We start from the raw sequence: 26,478 nt of genomic DNA on the forward strand, positions 1-26,478 counted from the left end.
TCTAATTTAATACAACACCGAAGAGGTCAGTTGTTTCACCAGCAACAGAACACGTCAAATAAAATTATTTACAATGAGAGGCATAAAAATCTCATCTGAATTTTCTTCTAGCTTATCACCAACACGACAATCCACAGTTGTATATATCGACGCATTTGTAAACCTGACGCAAGACCTTCCTTCGGATTTTCGTTCAAGGAGAGTTTTCATTGCGTCTGCGGGCAATTTAGATTTCAACTGAGCAAGGGCGCTCAGCCCGAAATCTAGCGAAACAACATAGCTGTCACCACCAGGCACCGCAGTACCACTTCCAGTTGTGAACATATTGCCATCAAGCTGGGCAATGAAACTTATGGGAACATCTGGGAAGATTAGATGCTCGACCTCATGAAAGCCAAGCCTCTTGAGATGTAGGCCAAGGTCCTTTGCTAACTTAAACTCATAACTCAATGAGTTTTCTGGACCCAAAATCCTCTTCAGCTCATCTAGATATTGAGGCAACAGAGCCATTGCAAAATGCAATATAGGGTCCGACTTACTTACATTAAAAAGCACAAACTCCCGGCCATTACACAATGCGAACATTGGCACACGAATTTCACTATGAATAGCATAAGAATAAGCCTGTTCAACGTGAGCCCCTGAAGTGATATTTTCGCCCGGCCCCTTTGCTTCAAGAAGCCATGAATACCTACCACTTACTTCAAAAAGGTAATCTGGTATACAGGTAATCTTTTTTCGAGAGCTACCAATCGATACGAACGGATGAACAAGCGGCTTACTGCGAACAATTTTATATGGCTTACTAGCTGAATACCCTAGGCACTTCAATATAGGAAGAATAATTTCCTCCCTAACAGAGTCCTCCTTGAAATCTGGATCATCAAGCTCCTCCAATTTAAAATCTTTGATCGGATTAAAACTCTCCTCAATTCTCATCGAGCCTCCAAATTTCAGCCATTAAAAAATAGTCATAACTCAGACATTTAGTAGAGCGCAGAGTGCCGAATGACGAAGCTTTTGTCGTCAGCCCCTTACGCTTACTTTCAAAAAACACCATCAAATAATTTATTCTAACTGGCAATTCTGACATACGTCCCTTACCACCTAAACCAATTACTCTCTCGAGTGCTTAGCCGCACTAATCTCATCGAACCCGGTAGCAAGCGCACATGCAGGCTTGAACTCCATAGCCTTCTTTAACTCCCCAGATTGCAGTTGACGTGAAGCCTCTCCACTTCAAGACGGTAGCAACCTCACTTTAACCATTGGTGATAACTCTCACATCCGAGCCGGATACGCTCTTAATGTACGAGTAACTGGTGCCGAGCACAGCTAGCTGATCAGCGGAGATTTTGGCTGCCGAGATGGCTGGTTGGACGATCACAAAACGAAAAATCATCTCGTGATCGTGGCACTTATTGCGCAGCAGCTCTAAATCGACGGGTTCGCCCTTGAGGATCCTGTCAAACCCTTTTGACAACGAGTACTGATAGCGCTCCAGCAATCGGTTAAAGAACTTTTCTTCGGTGTGCAGCCACTTCACGGAGCGTGATGCCTGACCGCAGACTTCGTAGACGTCGGACACCCGGGCGCCCGGTTGATCCGCGCCAGGACAGTACTTGCAGTGGTACAGGTCGACAAAGATGGCATCCTTGCTTTCCTTGATCGCCACCAAATCGGCGATCTCGCCGGCGCCATCATCGTTGAAAATGAACGTGTAATCGTTCTCGATTTTGCTATAGGTGAACCCCTGAACTGTGTCCGGGTTGCGTTCCGCCCTCATCGACTCGCTGTGGATCTGGGTCGTGCCCCAGTCCCACGGTTCGATCAAGGCGACCGGCAGCTTTAGGTCCAAACTGTTGGGGGAGTAGTAGCGGTAGTTGCCTTCGACCATCGAACCATCGACGGCCAGCAGCACTAGCGGGTTGCTATCCATGTACTGCTCGAACGAGCTCTCTTCAGCGGAGACGATCTTGACCCCTGGGCAAGAAAATTTGTAGGCGTCATCCAACAGTCGGATCTTGATATCCGGTAATTGACGCGCCGTACCATCGACTGCCGTTGCGCTGATGGGTACTTGCAGGGTCAATGCATCTACTCGCTGGGGCTTGCCCAATTCCACATCCAGCAAGTTGAACACCTCAGCCACGTACGCCAGCGAAATCTTCTGCTCATTTTCAATCAGGATCGACGCCGGCCAATCGGCATAGAACAACCCCGTCGGCCACGCCCCCTCAATCTTTTCCGAGCGAATTACATCTTTGAGTATTTCGGACGGGTTGATCGTCGCGTCGTTGAGCTTGTGCGAGGCACGCTTGCACCACTCTATCCAGTCGTTGATGCTGGAAGCGTTCATCTCCCAGATCTTGCCCTTGTGCGAACATCCGACGGCAGTGCGCTGGCCATCTTCGTAGCCGGTGGCGAAGATGTTAGATTTTCTCGCCGTGCCGTTCTCGATTTCACTGATGACGGTATTGATGTCGCGCCCAACATGCATGGTGAAGCGCAGATCCTTGCGCATGCGCGAAAGGCCCACGTTCTGCAGCTTCATGAGTTTAATGCCGTGTAGGGTACGGAAGGTCGGTTCGCCGCTGATGCGCCGGGAATCCTTGGCGATCAGGCTCAGGAAACGGTTCGCTTGCGACTCATCCCCGGAAGAATGGACGAACAGCGTCTTGTCGGACTCATGGTAGTACGCCAGGTAGAGAATCCAGTTGGTATCCATGATCGTGGACGTCTGCGCCCAACCGACGGGCGTTTCGCGCCGCGTCACCATGATGATGGTGTCGGCCTCGTCGTTGATGGACAGGAGCTGCAGCGGCTCTTTCTTCTGCGAGAAATGCTTGGCCTTCTCAGGTCGCCAGTCGTCAAGCTCCACGTGGTAGGCGACCGCACTGATCTTGGGGTTGGGGTTCAAGCCGAAAATGTCCTCGGCATCGGCATCCTCAGGAAACTGTTCGGTGAATGTCTCCTTTTCGATCTCGCGGGCGATTTTGTCCTGGCTGACATCGCGAATCACCGCACTCCAGTCGGCACTTTCCTTGTACAGCACCGCCATCTGGTAATCGACTTTCTGGTTGGCGATATTGGAGACGAACTTGGCGTCACCGAGCGTATCATCGACTCGTGTTAGACGACCGATAAACTGCAGGGTAACGGCGGGACTGCGGTGCTGGTCGTGGATGGCTGCAATCTTCAGCTCCGGCAAGTCGAAGCCTTCGCCCAGCATGTCCACACAGACAATGATCTTGTATTTCTTCTCGACGATTTCATCCAGTAGTCTAGCCCGGTTCGGCACTTTGCTGTGGATAAGGATGGGCGAAAGATCCTCATGCTGCTTATACAGCTCAAAAAGTGCGGCGGCACGTTTTTGCGACCGGGCACGTACCATCAGCAGGTGGTTGAACCCCTGCGCGCGGTCGTTTCGCAACAGCTCGACCGCCTTGTCAGCCACCACCTGGTCGGCCAGTTCCAGGTTGTACTCGCGCACCGGATGGAACTCGATCGCCTTGAAGTAGCCATCGATCTGGGCATCCTTCAGCGGGTAGTTGTAGATGATCTTGCCATCCAACGGCTGGTTGTCCTCCCGGAACGGAGTGGCGGTGAATTGCAGGCTGGGCTTGTCTTTGAACGCAGTTTTAACCCTGTCCCAGGTCAGGGCGGCCACATGATGCGCTTCATCGATGATCAGGTGACTGCACAACGCCGCCAAGGCCTCCAAGGCCGGTTGGTCGAAACGCTGTAGCGCTTGCGGCGTGGCGACGATCACATTGGCATCAGCCAGCTGTTGGACCTCATCAGCGGCCAGACCTGAGCCGATAGCCCGCACCACCGGGTTGAGTGCGATAGCCGAAACGGCGCCGATCTCCCGCAACTTCTTCAGTTCATGGCATTTGTCGGCCAGTTGGGAACGCAACGCGTCAGAGGGCACCAGCACAAGGGTCCTGGCCAATCGCCCGGCGACTAGCAACCCGAGCATGGTGTCGGTTTTGCCAGTGCCGGTCGGCATTACGATTGTTGCGGTCGTGGTGGGGGCCATCACCAAGTGCCCCAGGGCGGCATACAGCGCAGCCAGTTGCGGCTTGCGCAAACCCGGCGTCTGGGTTTCTCGCACATCCAGATTGAAATTGAACAGATGCTGCTGCCAACTGCGATAGACGTCTGCGTACTTCCCTGCTTCAACGGCCATTACGGGTACCCGATTGGAGGATGAGGATTAGCCCTGCCTAGCTAATGGCTACATGCTACCAGCGAAGAACTGGCGTGGTGTAGGCCTGCCAGACACCAATCTCCTGCCCTAGCTAACCAATCATCCGGCTATCCCTTATGCACCCCAGCCTGCAGTACACTGAAAGCCATCAACGACCACCTTGCTCCGCTTCAGAAATCGCCAATGCTGATCGTCTGCGCACCCGTCGCGACTGGGGGCAAAATTGGGCCACAGCCTCAAAATTCCATCCTGAAACTACCGCCCTAGAGCCAAGTAAAAATGTTTTTTGGCGACCCGGATAGCCTGCTATGAACCTGAGCCAGGACGCTGCAATGCAACCCTCCTTCGAACGGCTCGCCCTCAAGCTCGGCCTCGAGCTACCCGACCGTCTGGCAGCACTGATCGCCCTGGCTCAATCGGGCAATGATTTGCGATTCAGCCCCTACGACCTGCTATGGCTTTCACCCCAAGAAGCCGAACGCGAGATCGACGAGTGGCTCAACCCGACGGACCAGCCCGGTCGGACGTTCCTGCCATTCGCAACCAACGGCAGCGGCGAACCCTACTGCTTCGTACGCCTGGAAAACGGCGCCATGGGTATCGCGCAGGCCTTGCATTACGGCCAGGCCACAAGCCTTGCTTACACGGACGCCTCCCCATGGATAACAAGCCACTACGTGCGTCTCGCGGCCGACCTGTCCCCTTTGCCAATGCAAGCGCAAGATGGCACTGCGCTGGTGAAGGAAGTGCACTCGCTCCATTCGGCACTCCTGCCAGCCGATCATGCGCTGCTCACCGAGCTGTTTTCCCGGCCCTGTGTGACGATGGCTTTCCAAGACGGTCCCAAGAGTCGTCCGAGAACAGTCAATGCCTTCATTTCCCGAGAGGAGGAGCGATCGTTGCTGGACCGCCTCGAGTTACCCGATCCTATCGAATTCGCCGTGCTGCGCGATTGGATGCGCTGAGTGCGCCTCGACCCGACAAGACCCTGACGGAGTTCCCCTATGAGCGACAAACAGCCCTGCCGCCTTTGCGCAGCGCCGATAGTGGCCTCCACCTTCGAGCGCAACGACGGCTTGTGCATGCCCTGCAAAGGCGGCTATCGGGAAAATATCGAAGCCGGCAAACGCCGGGCCGAAGAGCACAGGCGTTACCTTGCCAGCCCGCAAGCCCTGTATTGGGAGGCCTTGGTCAACCGCGTCCACAACACGTGCGCAGGCTTCGCGGGGCTGACTTTGGCAGAGCAGCGTTATTACGCTGTCAGCGTGTTACAGGGCGAAGTCTACAATGGCGGCTTCGACCAGTATTTCGGCAATTCTTCAGGCGATCATTATGCGCACGCTTGCGCGGGCCTTCTGGAACTTGGTGCGACGCAAACCCTGGCCCTGCTCGAAGAAGCCAAACGTGTGCTCTTCGGCATTGAACCTGTGCCCAGCGAGCAAGATGCACGTCAGCTGAGCATGCCTACTTATGCAGACGAACGGGACCTCGAATGCGAGGCTGCACTGGATGCCCTCGACACTCGGTTCTACCAGGACACCGAGCAACTGGACGAGCGTTTGCTGAGGTATGCCGACAAGCACCGGTTGTTCGAAATCGACACCGACTGACAACGTTATGGTGTGCTTGCCCACTACCATGCCGCCATCGACTTCGATGCGAAAGCACCTTGAGCGACGCCCCATCCCTGCTGGCCCAAATTGGATACCCCCATGCTCTACATCGTCATGCTCGGCGGTCGCCACCCCCGCGCCAGCATCGAAGTCCACGACGTGCTGTTCGCCCAGGCCGAGACGCTGGCCGACACTTATTCGCAACTACGCGCCAATTGGTTCGGCAGCCCCAAGGGCTTACACATCGACGCCTGGATGGAGGTCGACGGCGTGGATGCCTATCGCATCGCGTTCAGCCAGGCCAGCCCGGCGCCAGGGGCGCTGCGGCTGTTCTTTCTCAACCTGGGCGGTTACGAACCCGGTGTGTTCGGCGAAGCCCACCACTACCTGCTGATAGCCGCACCGGACAAAGCCACTGCCAAGCGCCTGGGCAGGCACCGCATGGCGAAGGGTTGGATCAAGGCACACACCGACGCGGTCTTGGACATCGACGACTGCCTGCCCATCGACCTGGTGGGCGGGCGCTATGTGCACCTGGTCGAAGGCGAACACCGCGGCATTGTCCAGCACAGCGACTATCTGCCGATCTGAGTGACCGACTGCCGTCCGTCGCCGAATTTCATATCCGCTACAACACGTGTGGATCACGCCCTTCGAAAGATTCATGAGCATTGTCTTTTACAGGAGCTTCAATCATGCGTGAGTACCCCAAACCGCCCTTCCCGTCCCAGCCTCAATCCGTGCCGGGCTCGCAGGCGAGAATGGATCCGTATCCCGATTGTGGCGAGGAGTCCTACACGGGCCATGGCCGTCTGGAAGGCAAGATCGCGCTCATTACAGGTGGCGATAGCGGCATTGGCCGTGCCGTCGCGATTGCCTATGCCCGGGAAGGTGCTGATGTAGCCATCGCTTATCTGGACGAACACGATGACGCCAAGGAAACCGAACGCTGGGTCTTGGCTGCGGGCCGCAGGTGCCTGTTGCTGCCGGGCGACCTCGCCGACAAGCAAACCTGTTACGACACGGTCGACAAGACCCTGGCCGAATTCGGACACATCGACATCCTGGTCAACAATGCCGCCTTCCAGATGTCTCACGACAACCTCGAAGACATCTCGGACGATGAATGGGTCATGACGTTCGACGTCAACATGACAGCTATTTTCCGCATTTGTCAGCGAGCGGTCCCGCACATGAAAAAGCGCGGTGGTGGCTCGATCATCAATACCAGCTCCGTCAACTCCGACGATCCGTCACAAGCATTGCTGCCTTATGCAACCACAAAAGGCGCGATTGCCAATTTCACCGCCGGGCTTGCTCAAATGCTGGCCAAAGATAATATCCGCGTGAACAGCGTCGCCCCGGGCCCGATCTGGACACCGTTGATTCCGGCCACCATGCCCGCCGAAGCGGTGAAGAATTTCGGCTCCGGCTACCCCATGGGCCGCCCCGGCCAGCCGGTGGAAGTGGCGCCGATCTATGTGCTGTTGGGTTCAGACGAGTCGAGTTACATCTCGGGTTCGCGCTATGCCGTCACCGGCGGCAAGCCGATACTCTGAGAGCAGGAACCAGGCCCGCTCCGGCGGGCCTTTCCCCTTTCTACCGACATCGACACACCTTCGCATTTCGCTTGAACTGACCAGCCCCTGCCTGTTCAACGCTCTACAGACATCAAGGTAACTCCGCCATGACACGCGACCCCTCCTTGGCCGTTCTGAACTACCTCAAAGCCCACGATCTGCTGCTCACCACCGCCGAATCCTGCACCGCAGGGCGCATGGTGGCGATGCTGGCCGAGCACGAAGGTGCGGGCGAAGTGCTCGAGAGCGGTTACGTCGTTTATTCGCCAGGAGCCAAGCAGCGCCTGCTCGGTGTCGACCCTGGCACCATCGAACGCTTTGGTCTGACCAGCGAAGCGGTGGCCTGGGAGATGGCCCGCGGCGCCCTGCGCGATAGCCCTGCCAACGTAGCCATCGCCACCACGGGCGTGGCGGGCCCTGCACCTGCCTCGGGCGTCCTGCCTGGCACCCTGTGTTTCGCCTGGGCCTTCGCCGGTGAAACCGACGCTGTCTTCACCGCTACCCAGCGTTTCTTCGGGGAGCGTGCGGATGTTCTGCACAATGCAGCGCTGCATGGTCTGACGCGCTTGGTGCACTACCATGAACGTTGGCTGAGAAGCGAACGAGCCTGATCCATCCGTGGCCTAGTTCGGAGCGATTGGCTGCGAACCAGCGTTCATCCAGGTCAGCTCCGCTTGGAAAGCGCGAAAAGCCCTTGAGCCTCGCGCATGAAGATCTCGACCGTTTTCGGACCGATGCCCTCGAACTCGAGCAGCCATCGTTCGAAGCTTGCACGCGTGGTTTTTCCGGCCCGCAAGCCTGCATGCTGGTCGGGCATCTGCGCTGCGAACTTCCGCGCCAATGCCTGTAGGCGTCGAGCGGTCGATTCGTCATAACGCGTGTAGCCTGCCTGGCCGAGTGAACGCACCAAGGTCGAATGACCGCACTCCACGAACTTGGCCGGTGAATCCAAACCCTGTCGTTCCACCAGCTGCCGATAGGCCGCGACGGCTACCGATGCGCGGATACGCTTGCCGATCAGAAAAGCGGCTACCAGCCAGAGGAACACATCTGTGCCGCACGGGTTGTCGAGATCGAGGCCGAGGTCTTGGGCAGTGATGGGCTGCATAGGCACCGTTTTAGGCAGTTGAGAGACGAAGCTGCCAATCGACAGCGTCTGCCATGGTAGGTTGCCATGGTCAGCATGGCGAGCCGTCGAACCTGACCAAGCTCCGAGTACACCCGTACACATGACCACAAGGATGAGCCCCGTGAACAGCGACACCCCCCGCATCGACATCGTCCCCCTGAGCGAAACCCACCTGACCGGCATCACCGCGCTGTACCACGAGCCAGCGGTGTGCCGACAAGTGCTGCAAATGCCCTACCAGTCCACCGAAGTCTGGCGCCAACGGTTGGCGGCGAGCAGTGAACGGCGTGTCCAGCTGGTGGCGCTGCACCAAGGCGAGGTCATTGGCAACATCAGCCTGGAGCAGTCACCACGCATCCGCCAAAGCCATGTCGGTGGCTTGGGCATGAGCGTAGCTAAGGCCTGGCAAGGGCAAGGAATCGGATCGCGGTTGTTGCAGACGGCGCTGTCGATTGCCGACGACTGGATGAACCTGCGCCGCGTAGAACTGACGGTATTCGCCGATAACGAACCGGCTATGGCCCTCTACCGCAAGTTCGGCTTCGAGGTGGAAGGTCGCTTGCGCGACTACGCCGTACGCGACGGTATCTACGTGGACGCCTTGAGCATGGCGCGCCTGCGCGCTCGATGATGCCCAGTGCGGGACGCCGACGGCGCTCCCTGCCCTATGCCGCTCAACCTCGGCACTCACCCTGCTGCGCCGACAACGGCACGTCGAACACCTTGTCGAAGGCCCACTGGAACGCGAACGCATAGACGAAGAAGAAAGCGAACAGCGCCAGGTTGGTCAGCAGCGCTTGCCATAGACCGATCTCCAACCAGAACGCCACCAGAGGCAGCAGCAACAGCACCAGGCCGCCTTCGAATCCCAGCGCGTGCAGCAAGCGGCGCCACAGCGTGCGCTGACGCTGGGCGCGACTGGCTTCCCAGCGTTCGAACGCCCAGTTGAAGGCCATGTTCCAGCTCAGGGCGATACCCGACATCAGGAGCGACAGCACCGTGGAATGCGCCATGCCAGTGTCGAACAGGAACGCCAGGGCCGGCGCCACGCAGGCCACGGCTATGACTTCGTAGAGGATGGCTTGGACGATCTTGCGGGCCTTGCCTTGCATGGGAAATTCCTTGGCGGTGGCCGTTGAGGTTGTAGCGTGGTGAGGCTTTAGAGGCAAGAACGGCCTGTTCGGTGTGCGTCAATCAAGGGGCACGCTGTCCCTCGTCCAGCCCCATTGTGCTCAGGCCGAGGCGCCCATACGGGATAAAGCGCCTCTTACGGCAAGAGCACGTCACTCGATCCGTCTCAAGGCATCCAAATGCCAGTACTCGGCAGCCAACTCGTCGGCCAACTGTCGCGCCCGTCCCAGCCGCACCGGCGCCCGCTCGATGTCCACCAGCACACTGGCACACGGCAACGGCGCCAAGGCCTGCCAGCGCTGCAAACGGCCGTCGGTGAAGACGAAGCAGCGCTGCACTTCGGCCGGATGCTGGCGTGCGCGTGCGACCAGCCACTCGCGGGCCTGCGCCAGCGCCGCCAACAGCGGCGTGCCACCACCGGCGCCGAGCGCCTGCAACCAAGGCTGCAAGGCTGCGGAGGCCTTGAGGCCATGGCGCTGCCAGCGCGGCTCGCGGCCACTGGCGGTCAGCAGGGTAAGACGGGCGCGTTGCCGATAGGCTTGGTCGAACATCTGCGCCAGCAGCCCTTTGCACTCGGCCAAGGCACCGTGGCGACGGGTCGAGCCCGAGGCATCGACGATCACCAGCCACAGCTCCGGGCCTTGGCCCTGGCGCTGTTGCCAGCTCAGGTCGCGACGCTGCCTGGGCCGGCCTTTGAGCAAGGTGGGCACCCAGGCCACGCGGCCCTCGCCGGCGCTACGCGCCTTGCCACGGGGCGTGCCGACCAAGCGCCCCGGTCGAGGTCGAGCATCCACCGCATGGGCGCCACGCGCGCGGATGCTCAGGGCTTTTTTGCCCAATTCGGCACCTCGCGCCGGGCGCCGCCGTTCACGGCTTGCGGCGGCAACGCGCCCCAGTCGCCGTGTCCTGCCTGCGGTTCGTCGGCCTGGCCGGCAGGCGGCGGTGGTGCGTTGGGCGCCTGTTCGGGCGCCGATTGCCGGCGCCGATGCCGCAGGGCGAATTCGGCCACCGCCTGGATATCCTCATCAGCGATCTGGCTGGCGCCACGCCAAGCAGCGTGGGCACGGGCCGCACGCAGCCAGACCAAGTCTGCGCGCAGGCCGTCCACGCCGGCGGCGAAGCACTGGGCGGCGATGTTGGCCAGGGACGCGTCGTCCAGCTCGATCTGCGCCAATGCCGCCCGAGCGGCCTGGCAGCGCTCGCGCAACTGCGCCTGCGCCGCCTCCCACTGGGCGCTGAAACCTTGCGGGTCGGCGTCGAAGGCCAGCCGCCGGCGAATGATCTGCTGGCGCGCCTCGGGCGCGGGCGAGCCGTCGAGCAGCACGTTCAAGCCGAAGCGGTCGAGCAGTTGCGGGCGCAACTCGCCCTCTTCCGGGTTCATGGTGCCGATCAGTACGAAGCGCGCCGAATGGCGGTGGGAGATCCCGTCGCGCTCGACCCGATTGACGCCACTGGCGGCCACATCCAGCAGCAGATCCACCAAGGCGTCGGGCAACAGGTTGACCTCGTCGACGTACAGCACCCCACCATCGGCCCGAGCCAGCACGCCAGGCGAGAACTGCGTCTTGCCCTGCCCCAAAGCCGCATCGAGGTCGAGGGTGCCGACCAGGCGCTCTTCGCTGGCGCCCAGGGGCAAGGTGACGAAGGGGCCGTCATCGAGCAACGCCGCCAGACCACGCGCCAGTGTACTTTTGGCCATGCCGCGCGGGCCTTCGATCAGTACGCCGCCGATCTGCGGGTCGATGGCGGTCAGGCACAGCGCCAGCTTCAGGTCGTCGGCGCCGACCACGGCGGCCAGCGGGAACTGCACGGGTTCGGTCATATCAGGCATCTTCCTCGCCTTCGAGCAAATGGGATTCGAGCGCTTCGCGGTACTCGCCCGGCGCCTGCCACAGTCCGCGCTGCTGCGCTTCGAGCAGGCGCTCGGTGAGGTCGCGCAGGGCTTCGGGGTTATGTTCGCGCATGAAGTCGCGGGTGGCCGGGTCGAGTACGTAGGCGTCGGCCAGGGATTGGTAGTGGTGGTCGTCGACTAGGTGCGTGGTGGCGTCGAAGGCGAACAGGTTGTCCACCGTCGCGGCCATCTCGAAGGCGCCTTTATAGCCGTGCCGCTTCACCCCATCGATCCACTTGGGGTTGAGCGCACGGGCGCGGACCACCCGGTTGAGCTCTTCCTTGAGGGTGCGGATGCGTGGCCGGTCGACCTGGCTATGGTCGCCGTGGTAGCTCGCCACCTGGGTTTGCGCCAGGGTTTCCGCAGCCGCCAGCATGCCGCCCTGGAACTGGTAGTAGTCGTTGGAATCGAGCAGGTCGTGCTCGTGGTTGTCCTGGTTCTGCACCACCGCCTGCACCTGGCTCAGACGCTGGGCGAACTGCGCGCGCGCCGGGGTGCCTTCGTCCTGGCCGCCGTAGGCGTAGCTGCCGTGGTTGAGGTAGACCTGGGCGAGGTCCTCGCGTTTTTGCCACAGGCGCCCGTCGATGGCGTTCTGCACCCCTGCGCCATAGGCTCCGGGTTTAGCGCCAAACACTCGCCAGCCGGCTTCACGGGCGGCTTGCTCGGCGTCGACGCCCTTGGCCAGCAGCGCGCTGCGCTCGGCGCGTACGCGGGCGGCCAGGGGGTTCAAGTCGTCGGGTTCGTCCAGAGCGGCGACGGCCTGCACGGCGGCATCGAACAAGCGGATGAGGTTGCCGAAGGCGTCGCGGAAAAAGCCCGATACGCGCAGGGTCACGTCCACCCGCGGGCGGTCGAGCACGCTTACCGGCAGAATCTCGAAGTCGTCGACCCGCTGCGAGCCGCTGGCCCACACCGGGCGCACGCCCATCAGCGCCATGGCCTGGGCGATGTCGTCGCCGCCGGTGCGCATGGTCGCCGTGCCCCATACCGACAGGCCGAGCTGGCGCAGGTGGTCGCCGTGGTCCTGCAGGTGCCGTTCGAGCAGCAGGCTGGCCGAGGCGAAGCCCAGGCGCCAGGCCGTGGTGGTGGGCAGGTTGCGCACGTCCACGGTGTAGAAATTGCGCCCGGTGGGCAGCACGTCCAGGCGCCCGCGGCTTGGCGCACCGCTGGGCCCTGCGGGCACGAAGCGCCCGCTCAGAGCGGCCAGCAGGCCTTGCAGCTCGGCCTCGCCACACCCATCCAGCGCTGGGGCTATTTGCCTCAGCAGACCGTCGAGCACGGCGTGCACCGGCTGCCAGGCAGGTTCGGCCGGCACGGCCAAGGTGCCGGCCAGGGCCGCCTCGATCAGCGCCAGGGCATGCAGCTCCAGGCGCTCGCGGGTGTCGCCATGGGTGCGCCAGAGGCTGTCGTCGACGCCCAGCAGGCATGCGGGCTTGGCGCCGTGCCAAGGCTCGCCGAGGTCGCAGTCCAGGGGATCGAAGCCCAGCGCCAGGGCCTTGGCCAAAGCCCGCAGCAGGCTGGCGTTGGCGCCTTGGCCGTCACCGCGCTCCACGCGCAGCAGGGCCAGCAGGGTATCGCGGCGCAAGCGGCCTTCGGGCGACTGGCCGAACACGTGCAGGCCGTCGCGGATCTGCGATTCCTTCAGGTCGCACAGGTAGGTGTCCAGGCGTGGCAGCCAGAGCGCGGCGTCGTCCAGCTGGCCTTCGAGCTGCAGTTCGCGGTCGATGTGGTTGGCTTTGACCAGTTCCAGAATCTCGCGCTGCAGTTCGCGGGCACGGCGTGGGTCGAGCAGTTGCGCTTCGTAGTACTCGTCGGCCAGGCGTTCGAGGTGGCGCAGCGGTCCGTAGGTTTCGGCGCGGGTCAGCGGCGGCATCAGGTGGTCGATGATCACCGCCTGGGTCCGGCGCTTGGCCTGGGCACCTTCGCCCGGATCGTTGACGATGAAGGGGTAGACGTTGGGCATCGGCCCGAGCAGCGCATCGGGCCAGCACTCGGCCGACAGCCCCACGCCTTTGCCCGGCAGCCATTCCAGGTTGCCGTGTTTGCCGACGTGGATCAGCGCGTCGGCGCCATAGGCGTGGCGCAGCCAGAAGTAGAACGCGAGATAACCGTGCGGCGGCACCAGATCGGGGTCGTGGTAGACCGCGCTGGGGTCGAGCTGGTAGCCCCGGGCTGGCTGGATGCCGACGAAGGTCGAACCGAAGCGCAGGCCGGCGACCATCATGCGCCCGGCACGGCACATCGGGTCCTGTTCGGGCGGGCCCCAGCGCTCCAGTACCGCCTGGCGGTTGCTCGGCGGCAGACGGGCGAAGGCTTGCTGGTAGTCCTCCAAGCTCAGGCTCTGGGCGCAAGGGCGCTGGTCCAGGTGGTCGAGGTCGTTGGTCACGCCGCCCAGCAAGGCTTGGATCAACGCAGTGCCGGTCTCTGGCAACGCCTCTACCGGATAGCCCTGGTCGGCCAGGGCTTGCAGGATGTTCAGCGCCGCGCCCGGCGTATCCAGACCCACGCCGTTGCCGATGCGACCGTCGCGGGTCGGGTAGTTGGCCAATACCAGGGCGATGCGTTTCTGCGCGTTGGGCAGGCGCGCCAGGACCACCCAGCGGCGCGCCAGCTCGGCGACGAAATCCATGCGTTCGGGATGCGCGCGGTAGCAAACCACATCGGCCTGGCTGCGCTCGCTGCGCCAGGCCAGGTCCTTGAAGCTGATCGGGCGGGTGATGACGCGTCCGTCCAGTTCAGGCAGAACGATGTGCATGGCCAGGTCGCGGGCGCCCAGGCCTTGCTCGTTGGCTTCCCAAGCCGGCTGGTTGTCCTGGGCGCAGATCGCTTGCAGCACTGGCACGTCGCGACGCAACGGGCGCAGGTTGGGCCGTTCCGGGCTCGACAGGGCGAAACCGGTGGTGTTGACGATCACCTCGGCGTCGACTTCGTCCATCCAGTGCTGCACCTGGGCCAGGCACTCGGGCTCCTTGAGGCTGGCGACCGCGATGGGCAGCGGGTTGAGGCCGGCCGCTCGCAAACGTTCGCAGAACACATCGAGAAACGCGGTGTTGGCCGCCTGCAAGTGCGAGCGGTAGAACAGCAGCGGCGCCACCGGCCACTCCGGCTGCCACTGCGCATACCAGTCCTGCAACGTGGCGCTGGCCACCTGAGGGTGGTAGACACTGGTGCGCGGCAAGGGCTGCGGCTCCTGCCAGGGGTAGTCGCGGCCCAACCAGGTGCTGGCCAGGCAGTTGAACAGGTTCAAGGCGTTGGCCTTGCCGCCCTGGCGCAGGTAGTGCCAGAGCCGCTCGGCGCGGGCGTCGCGCACGCTGCCCAGATCGGTCAGCTCGGGGTCGGGGCGGTCGTCCCCCGGTACCAGGATCAGCTCCACACCGCGCTCGGCCAGTTGCACCAACTGTTCGATGCCGTAACGCCAATAACCCACACCCCCGTGCAGCGACAGCAGGATGACCTTGGCGTGGCGCAGCACCTCGTCGACGTACAGGTCGACCGAGGCGTGGTTCTGCACTTGCATGGGGTTGGCCAGGCGGACGCTGGGGAAGTCCGCCGGCAGGTGCTCGAGCGTATCGGCCAACAGCGCCAGGTGCGAATCGCCGCTGCACAGGATCACCAGCTCGGCCGGGGTCTGACCCAGATCGGCGATGCTGTCGTCCGGCACGAAGCCGCCGGGCTGGGTACGCAACAGGTGCATCGATCAGGCGCCCAGGGCTTGGCGCAGGCGCGCGCCGAGCTGCTCGGCGTCGAGGTCCTGGCCGATCAGCACCAAGCGGGTGATGCGGGCTTCATCGGCGCGCCACGGGCGGTCGAAGTGCTTGTCGAAGCGGCTGCCCACGCCTTGGATGAGCAGGCGCATGGGTTTGCCGGGAATGGCGGCGAAGCCTTTGATGCGCAGGATGTCGTGCTCGGCCACCAGTTGCGCCAGGGCATCGAGCAGCAGGCGCTCGTCGGCTTCGGGCAGCTCCAGGGAGATGGAGTCGAACGCGTCGTGGTCGTGGTCGTCGTGCTCGCCGTCTTCGTCGTGGTGGGAGTCGTGATGGGTGCGGCGGCCGTCGATGTGCGCCTCAGACTCGGCGCCCACGCCGATCAGCACGTCCAGTGGCAAGCGACCGCTGCTGGCCTCGATGACCTTGACCGCCGGCGGCAATTCTTCCTGGACTTCGGCGCGCACGCGGGCCAGACCCTCGGCGTCGATCAGGTCGGCTTTGTTCAGCACCACCAGGTCGGCGCTGGCCAGTTGGTCGGCGAACAGCTCGTGCAGGGGCGATTCGTGGTCGAGGTTGGGGTCGAGCTTGCGCTGGGCGTCCACTTGGTCGGGATAGGCGGCGAAGGTGCCGGCCGCGACCGCCGGGCTGTCGACCACGGTGATCACCGCGTCGACCGTGCAGGCATTGCGGATTTCCGGCCACTGGAAGGCTTGCACCAGCGGCTTGGGCAGGGCCAGGCCGCTGGTTTCGATGAGAATGTGGTCCAGGTCGCCGCGGCGCGCCACCAGCTCGCGCATGACCGGGAAGAACTCTTCCTGCACCGTGCAGCACAGGCAGCCGTTGGCCAGTTCGAAGACCCGGCCCACCGCCTCCTCTTCCGTACAGCCGATGCTGCACTGCTTGAGCAGGTCGCCGTCGATGCCCAACTCGCCGAACTCGTTGACGATGACCGCGATGCGGCGGCCCTGGGCGTTGTCCAGCATGTGCCGGAGCAAGGTGGTCTTACCCGAGCCGAGGAAGCCGGTGACGATGGTGACGGGAAGCTTGGCCAGTGTTTTCATGTCTCAGTGCCCTTGGCAGACGGCGCGGGCATGCGGGACGATCGCCCGCGGCCGGAGCGGCCAGGCGTGCTCGCCACCGGATCACCCCGCCCGGTTGATGTCGAAAGCGTACCGAGGCAGGTCTCCTGGCTCGCACCCTGGCCTTGGGGCCGTGCCGATGGCGCCTTCCCGCGTGCGCGCAGTGGCTGTGCCGATCGGCTGGGATGCCTACAGTTGCGGGGGCAGCCGCGGCTCCACCGCGTTCCCGTCTTAGCTCAGTGGGCGAGGGAAACCATGCCCCCTGAGAACCTCGAAACGGCAAGGCTACGCAGTGCCCCGCGTGGGGTCAACCGCTGCCGCCGAGGGGCGGCCGATTGACGGGAATCATGCCCCATGGTTTGCTAGCGCCCTTGCGTCAGGTGCCCCTACGGGGTGAAACGGGAAACCGGTGCGTCACGGTCTGCAACGGCAGGCCAGACAATGCCGGTGCTGCCCCCGCAACGGTAAGCGAGTCATGCGTCTGCAACACCACTGCGTCGGCGCCAGCCACGTGGGAAGGTCGACGCGCTCTGGGGAGCCAAGCTCCCGCTCGCAAGCCCGGAGACCGGCCTGGCGTCTCGATCAACCCCCGCGGTGGGCGGGCGCCGTTGCCTGCACTTGGCGTGTCCGCGCCGGGGCGACCGTGCGTGACCTGCCGATTCCCAGCCGAGGAACACGTCATGCCGATCACCAGCAGCAAACCCGCCATCAGCCCCTCCGCCACCCTCAGCCAACGCCTGGTCATCGCCATCGGCGCCGGCCTGTTGGGTCTGAGCCTGGTGTATTTCGCCGGCTTCTCGCACATCGACGCCGTGCACAACGCCGCCCACGACACGCGCCACAGCGCAGCCTTCCCCTGCCACTGAGGACGCCGGCATGCTCACTCGCATCGCCCGCACTGCGGGCTTCAGCGGCTTGCTCGCCGCGCTGTTGCTGACCCTGCTGCAGAGCTTGTGGGTCAGCCCGTTGATCCTTCAGGCCGAAACCTACGAAAACGCAGCGCCTGCGGCCCAGACGCACAGCCATGCCGAGGGCGCTGCCGCCCATGAGCATTCCGCTGAGGCATGGTCGCCCGAGGACGGCTGGCAACGGGTGCTGGCCACCACCGGCGGCAACCTGGTCGTAGCCGTAGGCTTTGCCTTGCTGCTGGTAGCGCTGTACAGCCTGCGCGAACCCAATCGCGTCGCCAGTGGCGCGCTTTGGGGCCTGGCAGGCTTTGCGGTGTTCTGCCTGGCGCCGACCTTGGGCCTGCCGCCCGAGCTGCCCGGCACGGCCGCTGCCGACCTGGCCCAGCGACAGACCTGGTGGATCGGCACCGCAGCCGCCACGGCCTGTGGCCTGGCGCTGCTGGCGTTCAGCCGTTCCTGGCTCTTCAAGCTGCTGGGCGCTGCGCTGTTGGTCGTGCCGCACCTGATCGGCGCTCCGCAACCTGCCGTCCACGAAAGCCTGGCGCCCGAGGCGCTGGCGGCGCAGTTCAAGCTCGCTTCCTGGTTGACCAATGCGGCCTTCTGGGTCGCCCTGGGCCTGCTCAGCGCCTGGCTGTACCGCCGCGCCGAACGTGCCTGATTCCCTTGCGCTGTATGCCGGGCTCGGCTGCCGCAAGGGTTGCGATGCCGCGCAGTTGTCGGCATTGCTGTCGCGAACCCTGGAGCGACACGGCCTTCCTCTGAGCGCCGTGCGTGCCCTGGCCAGCATTGCCGGTAAGGCCCGGGAACCGGGCCTGCTGGCATTGGCCGGGCAATTGCAGGTGCCACTGCTGGTCTTCGACGTCGCCAGTCTGGAAGATCTGCAACCCTTGCTCAGTCACCGCTCGGCCATCGCTTTCGCCCACAGCGGCTGCTGGGGTGTGGCCGAGAGCGCAGCGCTGGCAGCCGCGCGCCAGGTGGAAGGTCGCTGCACGTTGCGCGTGGCGCGGCAAGTATCGGGCTCGGCTACCCTTGCGCTGGCTTGGCAGGGATAATCGCGGCCCCTCCCCTCTGCAAGGACGTTTCATGACGGTCTATTTCATCGGTGCCGGCCCAGGCGATCCCGAGCTGATCACGGTCAAGGGCCAACGCCTGATCCACCAATGCCCAGTGATCATCTACGCAGGCTCCCTGGTACCCGAGGCCGTGCTGGCCGGCCACCGGGCTGTCACGCTGCTCAACAGCGCCGAGCTGCACCTGCAACAGATCGTCGAGGCCATGCTCGATGCCCACCGCCAGGGTCAGGATGTGGCCCGCGTGCACAGCGGAGACCCCAGCCTGTATGGGGCCATCGGCGAGCAGATCGCGCAATTGCGCGTCCACGGCGTCCCCTACCAGATCGTTCCGGGCGTCACCGCCACCGCAGCCAGCGCCGCCCTGCTCGGCTGCGAGCTGACCCTGCCGGGCGTGGCGCAGACGGTGATCCTCACCCGCTACGGCGACAGTTCGCCCATGCCCGAAGGCGAGCGCCTGGCCGACCTTGCCCGGCACGGCTGCACGCTGGCCATTCATCTGGGCATCAAGCATCTGGCGCGCATCGTCGACGAGCTGCTACCGCATTACGGCGGTCACTGCCCAGTCGCCGTCGTGCACCGCGCCAGCTGGCCGGACCAGGACTGGGTGCTCGGCACCCTGGACGACATCGCAGGCCAGGTCCGCGCCAAGGGCTTTCGGCGCACGGCGCTGATTCTGGTCGGCCACGTTCTGGGCGATACGCCCTTCGCCGAATCGGCGTTGTACCGCGCCAGCCACGCCCATCTGTATCGCCCCTGAAACAGGCCAAAAGAGCCCTGGCAGGCGTGCCGGTGCAATCGCGCAGAGATGGCCTAGACTGAGGTCATCCGAAGAGCTTGTAGGAAACTTCCTCAGAATTGTCTTGCTTTTTCAACACTTCGGCCTCGACCGTTACCAAGCCATCCGATTCGACGTATGGTGCGCGTCCTCCGCTGAGGTAGCGGCGTGTTCCTGGGTGATTTCAGGAAACGGACCACATTTCCGATAGGAGTTTCCCCATGACCAGCGTCCTCGTAGTCGATGACCACGCGGCTATCCGGTTCGCCGTCAGCATGTTGCTGGAAAACCAGAAGTTCCAATTGCTCGGCACCGCCAGCGACGGTATCCAAGCGGTAGAAATGGCCCGCAAGCTGTCGCCCGACGTGGTGATCCTCGACATCGCTCTACCGCGTCTGGATGGCATGGAAGTGATCAAGCGCTTGCAGTTAATGGAGCCTGCGCCGAAGATCATGGTCCTCACCGGCCAGCCGGCCGACCTCTACGTGCGACGTTGCCTGGATGCTGGCATATCGGCCTTCGTCAACAAGGACGAAGACCTCGACGCCCTGGTCTTCGCGCTCAAAGCCATGGTCAAGGGCTATTCGACGTTCCCCCAGATGTCGGTCAACAGCAGCTCCCTGGAAAGCGAGGCCAACCGTCTGGGCAGCCTGTCGAACCGCGAAGTCGAAGTGCTGCGCAGGCTCACCCGAGGCGAAAGCAACAAGGCCATCGGTGAGAAGATGAACCTCAGCGCCAAGACCATCAGCACCTACCGCGGGCGCATCATGGACAAGCTCAAGACCGAATCGCTGGTGGAAATGGTCGATCTGGCCAAACGAAACAACGTGAACTGACCTAGGAATGAAGCCGATGCTGCCAACGCTGCTATTGACTGGGCTGTTGGCCTTTTCGGCCGACGCCTGGTCACAGGTCGACAGCCAGCCTCGCCAGTTGCTCGCCCGCTCGCAGAGCGCAGCACCGCCCATGGCCCTCGACGAGCAGGATCGCCGTTGGCTGGAGCGGCGCAAGGCCTTGGTGGTGGGCAGCTCGACACCGGACTACCCGCCGTTCGAGATCAACACCAGCCAGCACGACTACGAGGGGCTCAGTGCGGACTATGCAGGGTTGATCGGCGAGCAGCTGGGCATTCCCATTCAGGTACAGCGCTTCGCGACACGCACCGAAGCGATCCGGGCGCTGCACGATGGGCAGATCGACTTGCTCGGCAGCTCCAACGCCTTCGAGGCCGACGATGCCGGCCTCATCCTCAGCCAACCCTACGCAGACGACCTGCCGGTCATCGTCACCCAGCCAGGCCGGCGTCTGCGCAAGCATGACGACCTCACCGGGCTGCGCCTGGCCACCGTGGACCACTACCTGCCTACCGCCACCGTGCAGCGCCTCTATCCCAAGGCGCAACTGAGCCTGTACCGCTCGACCCTGGCCGGGCTGGCTGCGGTGGCCTTGAATCAGGCCGATGTGTACCTGGGCGATGCCATCAGCACCGACTACCTGATTGGCATGAGCTACCCAGGCCAACTGAAGATCGACCAATTCGTCGATCGGCCGACCGGTACCTTCGCCTTTGCCCTGCGCCGTGACAACCCGCGCCTCAAACGCTTGGTCGACCAGGCGCTGGAGCGTGTCTACAACAGTGAGCGGCTGAACATCCTGCGGCGCTGGACCAGCGGCAACACCAGCATACTGCTGGAACGCAACCTCAATGCACTGACCAGCGAAGAACGCCGCTGGATCGACCAGCACCCTACGGTGCGGGTGATGGTCACCGAAAGCCTGGCGCCGCTGACCTTCACCGACGACAACCAGCAACCGCGCGGTGCGACCGTCGACCTGCTCGAGCAGATCGGCCTGCGCACTGGCTTGCGCTTCCAGATGGTGCGCAGCGATTCGGTGCAAGAAATGGTCGACCAGGTGGTCCGTGGCGATGCCGAGCTGGTGGGCGCCTTGGGCTACGGCACCGAGCGCGCCTCACGCCTGCGCTTCACTCGGCCTTATTTGGTCAGCCCGCGGGTGCTGGTCACGCGTAGCGACCAGCCTGCCCTCGCTCCCGGTCTGCTGGACCAGCAGCGCGTAGCCCTCTTGGCCGGCTCGCCCATGCGCGAGGAGCTGCATGCCCGCTATCCACACCTGCGTTTCATCGAGGTCGCCAACCCTCTGCGCATGATGGAGGCCGTCGCCAATGGCGACGCCGACGCGGCCTTGAGCTCACAGGTCAACGCGACCTACTACATCAACCATGTATTCAAGGACATTCTGAAAATCGCCTCGGTGCTGGACGAGGAACCAGCCGTAGCGGCATTCGGTGTGGCACCGCAATTGCCGCTGCTGCAAAACATCCTCGACAAGGCGCTCATGAGCATTCCACCCGACGAGCTGGAGCAGTTGATCAACCGCTGGCGCGTCAACGCGGTGGCCAGCGACAGCCCCTGGCGCGACTACCGCACGCTCATGCTGCAACTGGCAGTCTTTTCCCTGGTGCTGTTGGCCGGTGTCGTGTTCTGGAACACCTACTTGCGCAAGCTGATCCACCAGCGCACCGAAGCCCAGCGAGCGCTGCAAGCACAATTGGCATTGAGCCGAAGCCTGTTGGAACAACTCAGCCAGGCGAAGAACGACGCCGAGCAGGCCAGCCAGGCGAAAAGTACTTTCCTGGCCACCATGAGCCACGAGATCCGCACCCCCATGAATGCGGTGATCGGCCTGCTGGAGCTGGCGCTCGAAGACAGCCGGAGCGGTCACTGCGATACCGTGTCGCTCAAGACCGCGCACGATTCGGCCGTCGGCCTGCTCGAACTGATCGGCGACATCCTCGACATCTCTCGGGTGGAAGCCGGCCATCTGACGTTGCATCCGGCACCGGTGGACCTGCTGGAAAGCGTTCGCACCACGGTGCGCGTGTTCGAAGGCAATGCGCGGATCAAGGGGCTGGAGGTTCAGTTGCAGTTACCCAGCGAACCGGCTTGGGTGCTGATCGATCCGGTGCGCTTTCGTCAGGTGCTGTCCAATCTGCTGAGCAACGCCATCAAGTTCACCGATCACGGCAAGATCGTGGTTTCGCTGCAGGTCACTCCGTCCACGAGTAACGACAGTCTGTCCGTCGAGCTGCAGGTGCAGGACAGCGGCGTAGGCATCAGCGCCGCCGACCAGGCTCGGCTATTCACTGCCTTTACCCAGCTCGGCAGCGGGCAAGCGCGCCAGGGCGCCGGCCTGGGATTGGTGATCAGCCGCACGTTGTGCCACCTGATGGGCGGCGAGCTGGAGTTGCAAAGCGTGGAAAGCGTTGGCACCCGGGTCAGCGTCCTCCTCGATCTGCCCAGTGCGCAACCGGTGGCGCCATCCCAGCCAGCCAGTCTCGACACACCGACACCTGCCTGCTCGCTCAACATCCTGGTGGTCGACGACTACCCCGCCAACTTGCTGCTGATGGACAAGCAGCTGACCGCCTTGGGCCACCGGGTGATGTTGGCCGAACACGGGGTGGCGGCCCTGGCACTCTGGCAGGCCCATGCCTTCGATCTGGTCATCACCGACTGCAGCATGCCGGTGATGGACGGTCATGCCCTGGCTCAGCGCATCCGCGAGCTGGAGCGCCAAGGGCAGCGGCCGGCGTGCGTCATCATCGGCATCACGGCCAACGCCCAGGTCGAAGAGCGCCAGCGCTGCCTGCAAAGCGGTATGGACGACTGTCTGTTCAAACCGGTGGGGTTGCGCACGCTCAAGGCCCACCTGCCCACCCAAAGCGTGCAGCCACGAACGCTGCCCACACAGGGCAGCGGCTTCGACCTGAACAGCCTGCTGCACCTCACCCAGGGCGACGAGCAGTTGGTGCGCCGGCTGCTCGAGCAGCTTGCCCAGAGCAATGCCGAAGACTTGCAGGCGCTACGAGAGCTGGGCTCGGCGCCCACTGCCGAGGCTGTGCAGGCACTGGTGCACCGGATCAAGGGCGGTGCCAAGATGCTCAAGGTCAAAGCGGTGGTCGAGCACTGCGAAGCCCTGGAGCTGGCCTGTGCCACCGGCAAACCGCTCGACCCTGCGCGCCAGGCGTTGGAAGCCTGTCTGCAAACGCTGGCGAGCGAACTGACACACGAGCTCAACGCAACTGAAGCGTCGAGCTGATCTGGTTGATCGCTTCGACCACATCGCGCGAGCCTTGCTGGATCTGCATGATCACCGTGCCCGCCTCGCTGGCCAATGCCACCCCTTGACCGGTACGGTCCAGGCTCGACTGCATGCTGGCTACGGCGGTGAGCGACAAGTCATGGTTGTGCCGGACCACCTCCACGATCTCCACCGTAGCCTTGCTGGTGCGCGCCGCCAGATTGCGCACTTCATCGGCCACCACCGCGAACCCACGTCCGTGGGCGCCGGCACGGGCCGCCTCGATGGCGGCATTGAGCGCCAGCAGGTTGGTCTGCTCGGCAATGCCGCGGATGGTCAGCACGATCTGGCCGATGGTGTCCGACTGCCGGCTGACCGCGTCCAGGTTTCGCGCGGCGTCGTTGAGTTCCTGCGAGATCTGTTCGATCACCGCCACGGTCTGCTGCACCACCTCGGTGCCTTTGCGTGCGCAGACATCGGTTTGCACGGAGCTTGCGTGCGCCGCCTCTGCGGCCGTGTGCTGGGTAGTGACCTGGGCGGTGATGTCGGTGGCGAACTTGACCACCTTCTGCAGCCGGCCTTTGTTGTCGAAAATGGGGTTATAGGAAGCTTCCAGGTATACCGTGCGTCCGTCTTTACCGACCCGCTCGAAGCGGTGCGAGTGATACTCGCCACGGTTGAGCGAGGCCCAGAACTCGCGGTATTGCGCCGACTCGCGCTCCCTGGGCAGGCAAAACAGACTGTGATGGCGCCCGACCACCTCATCGAGCGTATAGCCCAGTGTGGAAAGGAAGTTGTCGTTGGCCGTGAGCACCTCGCCCTGCGGGGTGAACTCGATGATCGCCATCGACCGGCCTATGGCGTTCAGCAGACCGTCCTGCTCGTGGGTCTGCCGGACTCTGCGCGTGATGTTGGCCGCGACCTTGATCACCCGTACCACCATACCATGCTCATCCAGCACCGGCAGGTAGCTGGCCTCCAGCCAGACCTCATGGCCATCGCGATCGCGGCGTTCGAACGTGCCGCTGGCAACGATGCCATGGGCCAGGTCTTGCCAGAACAGCCTGTAGGCCTCGCTCTGCGCGTAGGCCGGATCGCAGAACAGCCGATGGTGCTGGCCCTGAAGTTCCTCCAGCGCGTAGCCGGTGGCCTCGCAGAACCGTGCGTTGGCGTCGAGGATGGTGCCGTCGGGCGCGAATTCGATGATCGCCATGGCTCGGTCGAGGGCCGCATACCTGGCCTCGCTGCGCGCCAAGGCTTGGCGACCGCGCTGAATTTCGACCAGATCGGATTTGCGATGGAACTCGAACATGACGCCGGCCTCCTTTATGCGCGGTAAACTGAGCATACCTTGGCGTCTTAGCTTGGCAAGCGATCTGCCACTACGTTCGTCGCCAGCGCGACGCTACCGGTCGCATGGTCTGTCGGGCCCTTGCGCTCCAAGCGGATGCACAGCATTAGCGGACTCCGTCGATCCGTTTCCACCGATTCGGAGCATTGGCCAAGGTCGAATGAGCGATACGAGGTCTGCCTATTTCGACGTACCCGATCAGATACGCAGACGATGGCTACTCCTATCGACGCGATCCGTGTAAATTGCACCGCGTTCCAGCCCCGGACCTGACATTCGCACCGAATCGCCCGCGCTGACTTGGGCGCTTGAGTGCCCCCCTCCCCATCTGCCAACGCTGGACACTTGCCATGCCTCACCTGTCACCCGACGAAGTCATTCGCGCTGCGTTGCAGATTTCGCACAACCGCCTGCGCAAACAGCACGAACTGGTGGTAGGTTTCGCCGTACAGTCGCTGAAGATGGGCTGCCTCGACGAACTGCTCACCCAAGCCTGCGCCACTGCAGCCCAAGGCATGGACACGCCTTTCGCCAAAGTCTTGCAACCTGTGCCGGGTACGACGCTGTTTCGCCTCACCCATGGGGTGGGCTGGTCGCCCAAGGACATCGGCACGGCCACCGTAGGCGCGGACGATGCCAGCCCGGCAGGCTACGCCTTCACCAACAATCGCCCGATCATTTCCAACCACTTGGGCCAGGAACTGAGGTTCAGAACACCCTCGCTGTTGCGCGACTACGGCATCGAACGCGCGATCAACGTGCCAGTGCGTGGCACGGCGGCCACGTTCGGCGTGCTGGAAGTCGACAGCCGCGACGGTGACGACTTCATCGACAGCGACGTGGTGTTTCTCGAAGGGCTGGCCAACATCATCTCCATGGCCACCGAGCGGCTGGCCGCCCAGCTGGAGCGCAATAGCCCCCACGCCTACTCCGAGACCGTGCTCAACGCAAGTCCCGACTGCGTGAAGATCCTCTCGCGCGACGGCGAGATTGAGTTCTTCAACGAAGCCGGCCTGTGTCGGATGCAGATCGACGACATGCGCGCTGTCGCTGGCAAGCGCTGGGTCGATCTGTGGCCCGACGGTGCAAAAGCCGCCATTGAGAATGCTTTGCTTCAAGTGGGCCAGGGCAACTCGGTGCGGTTCGAATCGGGCTGCCCCACGGCCAAAGGCGAACCGAAGTGGTGGGACGTCACCGCCGCGCCGATTCTTGGCCGCGATGGCCAGATCGAAAAGATCATCGCGGTCTCGCGCGATATCACCGAGCGCCACGAACAGGAGCGGCGCCTGACGGCCCTGGTCGAGGCGCAGAACACCCAGTTGACGGAACACGGCCTGCACCTCGAAGAAACCCACCACCGGGTGAAGAACAGCCTGCACCTGGTCAACACCTTGTTGTTGCTGCAGGCCAACCTGTCCACCGAAGACACGGTCAAGGCCCAACTGCGTACCGCCGCCAGCCGTGTGCAGACCATCGCCACGGTACACGAGCAGTTGTATCAGGATGTCCAAGGCGAAGAGGTGAGCGCCCAAAAGTACCTGAGCGCGCTGCTCGCCGACATGAAGGCGGCTTTCGGCGACCCGCCCATCGCCTGGACCGTGGAAGACTTCCTGTTGCCAGCCGAACGTATGGCGCCGTTGGGGCTGGTGGTTTCGGAACTGGTGACCAATGCTTTGAAATACGGGCGCGGCGCCATTACCGTCGACGTCGTGCGTCGGGCGCAAGACGCCTTGATCGTGGTGTCCGACGAAGGCGACGGCTTCCCGGAGCACTACCCCAAGCCGAGCGGGACCGGGCTGGGCATGCGCATGGTCAAGAGCTATTCGCGCTATGGCGAAGAGGCCATTACGCTGGATACGTCCACGGGGCTCAGCACGATCAAGGTGCGCTTCAAGCTTTGAATGTGCGGCCTTTCGCGACAGTGCTC

Annotated in this window: 22 protein-coding genes, 1 pseudogene and 2 riboswitches; of the genes and pseudogenes, 13 read left to right on the forward strand and 10 right to left on the reverse strand. The window is 63.0% G+C overall.

All coding sequences use genetic code 11. The features are described 5' to 3' along the window. Positions 1-54 precede the first annotated feature (54 nt). The gene (locus B4M43_RS15000) at positions 55-939 is read right to left on the reverse strand and encodes a type I restriction enzyme HsdR N-terminal domain-containing protein (protein ID WP_296268235.1); all 885 of its coding nucleotides are present in this window, start codon (positions 937-939) and stop codon (positions 55-57) included. A gap of 322 nt (positions 940-1,261) precedes the next feature. Next, complete coding sequence (locus tag B4M43_RS15005; protein ID WP_296268236.1) at positions 1,262-4,192, reverse strand: DEAD/DEAH box helicase; 2,931 nt, start codon at positions 4,190-4,192, stop codon at positions 1,262-1,264. A gap of 329 nt (positions 4,193-4,521) precedes the next feature. Between B4M43_RS15005 and B4M43_RS15010 the strand changes: the two genes are divergently transcribed. The 5 genes from B4M43_RS15010 (at position 4,522) to B4M43_RS15030 (ending at position 8,017) form a co-directional block, all read left to right on the forward strand. Continuing rightward, a complete protein-coding gene (locus B4M43_RS15010; RefSeq protein WP_296268237.1) occupies positions 4,522-5,178 on the forward strand; it encodes a hypothetical protein in 657 nt (218 codons plus the stop codon). 39 nt (positions 5,179-5,217) lie between these two features. Next, on the forward strand, positions 5,218-5,823 hold the full coding sequence (locus B4M43_RS15015; protein WP_296268238.1) for a DMP19 family protein: 606 nt from the start codon (positions 5,218-5,220) through the stop codon (positions 5,821-5,823). 102 nt (positions 5,824-5,925) lie between these two features. Further along, positions 5,926-6,417: a DUF1543 domain-containing protein gene (locus B4M43_RS15020; RefSeq protein WP_296268239.1), complete on the forward strand. Its 492-nt coding sequence runs from the start codon at positions 5,926-5,928 to the stop codon at positions 6,415-6,417. A 104-nt stretch (positions 6,418-6,521) separates the two neighbouring features. Further along, positions 6,522-7,385: a glucose 1-dehydrogenase gene (locus B4M43_RS15025; protein WP_296268240.1), complete on the forward strand. Its 864-nt coding sequence runs from the start codon at positions 6,522-6,524 to the stop codon at positions 7,383-7,385. Positions 7,386-7,513: 128 nt separating this feature from the next. After that, positions 7,514-8,017, forward strand: a complete 504-nt coding sequence (locus B4M43_RS15030; protein ID WP_296268241.1) for a CinA family protein — start codon at positions 7,514-7,516, stop codon at positions 8,015-8,017. Positions 8,018-8,070: 53 nt separating this feature from the next. Here the strand turns inward: B4M43_RS15030 and B4M43_RS15035 are convergent, their stop codons facing one another. Next, the gene (locus B4M43_RS15035) at positions 8,071-8,670 is read right to left on the reverse strand and encodes a DNA methylase (RefSeq protein WP_349681653.1); all 600 of its coding nucleotides are present in this window, start codon (positions 8,668-8,670) and stop codon (positions 8,071-8,073) included. Between B4M43_RS15035 and B4M43_RS15040 the strand changes: the two genes are divergently transcribed. After that, complete coding sequence (locus B4M43_RS15040; protein WP_296268242.1) at positions 8,657-9,166, forward strand: GNAT family N-acetyltransferase; 510 nt, start codon at positions 8,657-8,659, stop codon at positions 9,164-9,166. The genes B4M43_RS15035 and B4M43_RS15040 overlap by 14 nt on opposite strands. 43 nt (positions 9,167-9,209) lie before the next feature. On the opposite strand, the gene B4M43_RS15045 is transcribed toward B4M43_RS15040, so the two are convergent. From B4M43_RS15045 to cobW, 5 genes are all read right to left on the reverse strand, one after another. Beyond that, a complete protein-coding gene (locus B4M43_RS15045; RefSeq protein WP_296268243.1) occupies positions 9,210-9,647 on the reverse strand; it encodes a PACE efflux transporter in 438 nt (145 codons plus the stop codon). Between the two features lie 171 nt (positions 9,648-9,818). Next, positions 9,819-10,433: a vWA domain-containing protein gene (locus B4M43_RS15050; protein WP_414707858.1), complete on the reverse strand. Its 615-nt coding sequence runs from the start codon at positions 10,431-10,433 to the stop codon at positions 9,819-9,821. Between the two features lie 53 nt (positions 10,434-10,486). Next, a complete protein-coding gene (locus B4M43_RS15055) occupies positions 10,487-11,488 on the reverse strand; it encodes an ATP-binding protein (RefSeq protein ID WP_296268244.1) in 1,002 nt (333 codons plus the stop codon). Between the two features lies 1 nt (position 11,489). Beyond that, the gene (gene cobN, locus B4M43_RS15060; protein WP_296268245.1) at positions 11,490-15,251 is read right to left on the reverse strand and encodes a cobaltochelatase subunit CobN; all 3,762 of its coding nucleotides are present in this window, start codon (positions 15,249-15,251) and stop codon (positions 11,490-11,492) included. A gap of 3 nt (positions 15,252-15,254) precedes the next feature. Continuing rightward, a complete protein-coding gene (gene cobW / locus B4M43_RS15065; RefSeq protein WP_296268246.1) occupies positions 15,255-16,325 on the reverse strand; it encodes a cobalamin biosynthesis protein CobW in 1,071 nt (356 codons plus the stop codon). A gap of 107 nt (positions 16,326-16,432) precedes the next feature. Beyond that, positions 16,433-16,622: riboswitch (cobalamin riboswitch) on the reverse strand. A gap of 82 nt (positions 16,623-16,704) precedes the next feature. Further along, positions 16,705-16,931: riboswitch (cobalamin riboswitch) on the forward strand. A gap of 92 nt (positions 16,932-17,023) precedes the next feature. Between cobW and B4M43_RS15070 the strand changes: the two genes are divergently transcribed. From B4M43_RS15070 to B4M43_RS15095, 6 genes are all read left to right on the forward strand, one after another. Continuing rightward, positions 17,024-17,209, forward strand: a complete 186-nt coding sequence (locus tag B4M43_RS15070) for a CbtB domain-containing protein (protein WP_296268247.1) — start codon at positions 17,024-17,026, stop codon at positions 17,207-17,209. 10 nt (positions 17,210-17,219) lie between these two features. Continuing rightward, a complete protein-coding gene (locus tag B4M43_RS15075; RefSeq protein WP_296268248.1) occupies positions 17,220-17,909 on the forward strand; it encodes a CbtA family protein in 690 nt (229 codons plus the stop codon). Then, the gene (locus B4M43_RS15080; RefSeq protein ID WP_296268249.1) at positions 17,902-18,303 is read left to right on the forward strand and encodes a cobalamin biosynthesis protein; all 402 of its coding nucleotides are present in this window, start codon (positions 17,902-17,904) and stop codon (positions 18,301-18,303) included. Before B4M43_RS15075 ends, B4M43_RS15080 begins: the two co-directional genes overlap by 8 nt. A 31-nt stretch (positions 18,304-18,334) precedes the next feature. Further along, positions 18,335-19,081 carry a precorrin-4 C(11)-methyltransferase gene (gene cobM / locus B4M43_RS15085; protein ID WP_296268250.1) on the forward strand — a complete coding sequence of 249 codons (747 nt, stop codon included), beginning with the start codon at positions 18,335-18,337 and terminating at the stop codon, positions 19,079-19,081. 239 nt (positions 19,082-19,320) lie between these two features. Next, positions 19,321-19,935: a response regulator transcription factor gene (locus tag B4M43_RS15090; protein ID WP_296268251.1), complete on the forward strand. Its 615-nt coding sequence runs from the start codon at positions 19,321-19,323 to the stop codon at positions 19,933-19,935. A 7-nt stretch (positions 19,936-19,942) separates the two neighbouring features. Beyond that, positions 19,943-23,218: a transporter substrate-binding domain-containing protein gene (locus tag B4M43_RS15095; protein ID WP_296268252.1), complete on the forward strand. Its 3,276-nt coding sequence runs from the start codon at positions 19,943-19,945 to the stop codon at positions 23,216-23,218. Here the strand turns inward: B4M43_RS15095 and B4M43_RS21180 are convergent. Together B4M43_RS21180 and B4M43_RS21185 are read right to left on the reverse strand one after the other, a co-directional pair. Then, complete coding sequence (locus tag B4M43_RS21180) at positions 23,193-23,687, reverse strand: methyl-accepting chemotaxis protein (RefSeq protein ID WP_414707859.1); 495 nt, start codon at positions 23,685-23,687, stop codon at positions 23,193-23,195. The genes B4M43_RS15095 and B4M43_RS21180 overlap by 26 nt on opposite strands. A 45-nt stretch (positions 23,688-23,732) precedes the next feature. Beyond that, positions 23,733-24,548 (reverse strand): annotated as a pseudogene (locus B4M43_RS21185) (PAS domain-containing protein); the annotation flags it as partial. 353 nt (positions 24,549-24,901) lie between these two features. Here B4M43_RS21185 and B4M43_RS15105 point away from each other — a divergent pair. Beyond that, complete coding sequence (locus B4M43_RS15105; protein ID WP_296268254.1) at positions 24,902-26,452, forward strand: sensor histidine kinase; 1,551 nt, start codon at positions 24,902-24,904, stop codon at positions 26,450-26,452. Positions 26,453-26,478: the final 26 nt, after the last annotated feature.

It is taken from the genome of Pseudomonas sp. UBA6562 (genome assembly GCF_002434265.1).
GTDB lineage: Bacteria > Pseudomonadota > Gammaproteobacteria > Pseudomonadales > Pseudomonadaceae > Aquipseudomonas.

Excerpts from the sequence above, each read along its gene's own strand:
- B4M43_RS15000 (WP_296268235.1), bottom strand. The coding sequence starts at position 939 with ATGAGAATTGAGGAGAGTTTTAATCCGATCAAAGATTTTAAATTGGAG.
- B4M43_RS15005 (WP_296268236.1), bottom strand. The coding sequence starts at position 4,192 with ATGGCCGTTGAAGCAGGGAAGTACGCAGACGTCTATCGCAGTTGGCAG.
- B4M43_RS15010 (WP_296268237.1), top strand. The coding sequence starts at position 4,522 with ATGAACCTGAGCCAGGACGCTGCAATGCAACCCTCCTTCGAACGGCTC.
- B4M43_RS15015 (WP_296268238.1), top strand. The coding sequence starts at position 5,218 with ATGAGCGACAAACAGCCCTGCCGCCTTTGCGCAGCGCCGATAGTGGCC.
- B4M43_RS15020 (WP_296268239.1), top strand. The coding sequence starts at position 5,926 with ATGCTCTACATCGTCATGCTCGGCGGTCGCCACCCCCGCGCCAGCATC.
- B4M43_RS15025 (WP_296268240.1), top strand. The coding sequence starts at position 6,522 with ATGCGTGAGTACCCCAAACCGCCCTTCCCGTCCCAGCCTCAATCCGTG.
- B4M43_RS15030 (WP_296268241.1), top strand. The coding sequence starts at position 7,514 with ATGACACGCGACCCCTCCTTGGCCGTTCTGAACTACCTCAAAGCCCAC.
- B4M43_RS15045 (WP_296268243.1), bottom strand. The coding sequence starts at position 9,647 with ATGCAAGGCAAGGCCCGCAAGATCGTCCAAGCCATCCTCTACGAAGTC.
- B4M43_RS15055 (WP_296268244.1), bottom strand. The coding sequence starts at position 11,488 with ATGACCGAACCCGTGCAGTTCCCGCTGGCCGCCGTGGTCGGCGCCGAC.
- cobN (WP_296268245.1), bottom strand. The coding sequence starts at position 15,251 with ATGCACCTGTTGCGTACCCAGCCCGGCGGCTTCGTGCCGGACGACAGC.
- cobW (WP_296268246.1), bottom strand. The coding sequence starts at position 16,325 with ATGAAAACACTGGCCAAGCTTCCCGTCACCATCGTCACCGGCTTCCTC.
- B4M43_RS15070 (WP_296268247.1), top strand. The coding sequence starts at position 17,024 with ATGCCGATCACCAGCAGCAAACCCGCCATCAGCCCCTCCGCCACCCTC.
- B4M43_RS15075 (WP_296268248.1), top strand. The coding sequence starts at position 17,220 with ATGCTCACTCGCATCGCCCGCACTGCGGGCTTCAGCGGCTTGCTCGCC.
- cobM (WP_296268250.1), top strand. The coding sequence starts at position 18,335 with ATGACGGTCTATTTCATCGGTGCCGGCCCAGGCGATCCCGAGCTGATC.
- B4M43_RS15090 (WP_296268251.1), top strand. The coding sequence starts at position 19,321 with ATGACCAGCGTCCTCGTAGTCGATGACCACGCGGCTATCCGGTTCGCC.
- B4M43_RS15095 (WP_296268252.1), top strand. The coding sequence starts at position 19,943 with ATGAAGCCGATGCTGCCAACGCTGCTATTGACTGGGCTGTTGGCCTTT.
- B4M43_RS15105 (WP_296268254.1), top strand. The coding sequence starts at position 24,902 with ATGCCTCACCTGTCACCCGACGAAGTCATTCGCGCTGCGTTGCAGATT.